The 2,119-nt window shown below is 69.5% G+C and carries 2 protein-coding genes; one reads left to right on the top strand and one right to left on the bottom strand.

Features of this window, described 5'->3' with window-relative positions; genetic code table 11:
- Positions 1-345: 345 nt before the first annotated feature.
- Positions 346-1,212 carry an NAD(P)-dependent oxidoreductase gene (locus NBZ83_RS31780; RefSeq protein ID WP_261576471.1) on the top strand — a complete coding sequence of 289 codons (867 nt, stop codon included), beginning with the start codon at positions 346-348 and terminating at the stop codon, positions 1,210-1,212.
- A gap of 126 nt (positions 1,213-1,338) precedes the next feature.
- Here the strand turns inward: NBZ83_RS31780 and NBZ83_RS31775 are convergent.
- The coding region (locus NBZ83_RS31775) for a phosphotransferase family protein (RefSeq protein WP_261576470.1) at positions 1,339-2,119 on the bottom strand (781 nt) is incomplete at its 5' end.

Raw genomic sequence — 2,119 nt, 5'->3', positions numbered from 1 at the left:
ATCGAACTCCTCACCCGCCCCGTCAACATCGACGACCCCACCCAGGTCAACACCTACCGCCAAGCCTTCCTCCGCCTCCAACACGCCTCCGCCACCGGCAGACGCGCCGCAGAAATCATCGACCTGGCGAGAACAGATCCGTGACGCGCACCCGCCGAAGCCGCTACGCGAAACCGCCCGCGAGCGGACAGCCGCGCTGGAGGCCCGCGCTACCGGCCACCTCGGAGACGAAGCAGCGATGATGGACTCGTTGCGGCGCGCCGGCCAGCATCTCCACGAAGAAGCCCTCACCATCTGCGCCAGTGCCGTGGACGCCTCCGGCCGTGCCGACGACACTTCAACCGCATGAACCTGCAGCAACCGACCGTCGGCCTGTTGCATCCCGGCGCGATGGGCGCAGCAGTCGGCCGGCAGGCCGCCCTGGCCGCACGGGTGCTCTGGCTGCCGGACGGGCGCAGCACCGCAACGGCGGACCGTGCCACCGCCGCCGGACTGCAGCCGGCGCAGGATCTCGCCACGCTTGTTCACGACGCCGACATCGTGATTTCCCTGTGTCCGCCGCAGTTCGCCGACCAGGTCGCCACGGAAGTCCTGGCCGCCGGCTTCCGCCGCGGGCTGTTCGTCGAAGCCAACGCGATCACCCCCGAGCGGATGACGTCGATCGCCGAGGCGTTCACACAGGCCGGAGCCCGCCTCGTCGACGGCTCGATCATCGGACCACCCCCCACCGAACCCGGCACCACCCGCCTCTACCTCGCCGGCGCCCCCGAGGACACCGCCACCGTGGTGAACCTGTTCACCGGATCCGCTCTGGAAGCGGTACCGATCTCCACCCAACTCGGCGCCGCCTCAGCACTCAAGACCGCACAGGCCGTGTTCCAGAAAGCCAGCCGCGCCCTCGCCGGACTCGCACACGCCCTCGCCGACCACTACGGCGTCGCCGACGCCCTCACCGAGGAAGGACACCGACGCAGCCCACCCATCCTCGCCGAACCCGACTACCTGCCCTCCGTCGCCGCACGCGCCTGGCGATGGTCACCCGAACTCGCCGAGGCCGCCGCCGCCCTACGCACCGCCGGCCTACCCGACACCATGATCCTCGGCGCCAAGGAAATCCTCGACGCCTGGTCCACCTATCGCGACGCCCCACCCGACGAGGTCGACGTGCTCTTCACCCGCCTCCGAGGAGAAGGCGCCAAACTCTCCGAGTAGCGCACCTTGAACGCTGTGAGCTCCCACAGCCAAAGCCGCCGAAGCCGCGTTCGCGGCCTCCCACGGTTCGACACCTCAAGAATCGGTGAGCGTTTTGGTACATGGCCTTTCCCGTCGGAGAGGCGTTCATGGCCGGCGCGCGGGCAGCGGTTGCAGTGAGGGCCAGCGGGTGAGGATGCTGTCGCGCGTGGCCGCGGCGAGCTGCCCCAGCTCTTCCAGCTCGCCACCGTCAGCGGTCATCTCGCTGAGGATTCCGAGGCGATGAGCGAGCCGCTGGCGCGCCGTCGCCGTGCCCCAACGCCAGTCACGGCGAGGAACCCTGGCCAGATGGTCACGAGTCCCACGCCGGGCCCGCTCGACCAGCGCATCGCCTCGCAGTAGCCAGCCAGCACACGCGTCGGTGAGATCGTCTGAAACATCGAGACCGGTCTGCTGGCGCCATGCCGCACGGTAGGCGGCCTCCGCCGCGTCCAGCAACGGCCGCAGCGGGGCGGTGACGCACCAGCAGGTCGGGAACCCGATGCGCAGGTAGGCGAGTTCGGTGAGCCCGTCGCCCAGCGCCGCCTGCTCGAAATCGATGAACCTGACACCGCTACCGGTATGCAGGTCGTTACCCGGGCACGGATCGCCGTGCAGCAAGGCAGTGCCCGGCGAGCGGGCCAAGCGGCTCACGAGGCCGTCCAGCTCGGCGCGTACTCCGCGGGGCACAGCAACGCCAAGCGCGTGGGCAAGCCGGAGAAAGGAGTCGACGTCGTCATGGGTCGGGCCGGACCAGACTGGTGTCGCCGCCTCCTGAAAACTGACCCCCCAGGGGGCCGCGAAAACTGACCCCCTGCTGGTGTAGGAGGGGTGCTGAAGGTGGAGGACTGGGCGGAGATCCGCAGATTGCGTCGAGCTGAGGGCGTTC

Source organism: Frankia gtarii, assembly GCF_025403375.1.
Classification (GTDB): Bacteria; Actinomycetota; Actinomycetes; order Frankiales; family Frankiaceae; genus Frankia; species Frankia gtarii.
This window is presented reverse-complemented; position numbering and strand designations above follow the sequence as displayed.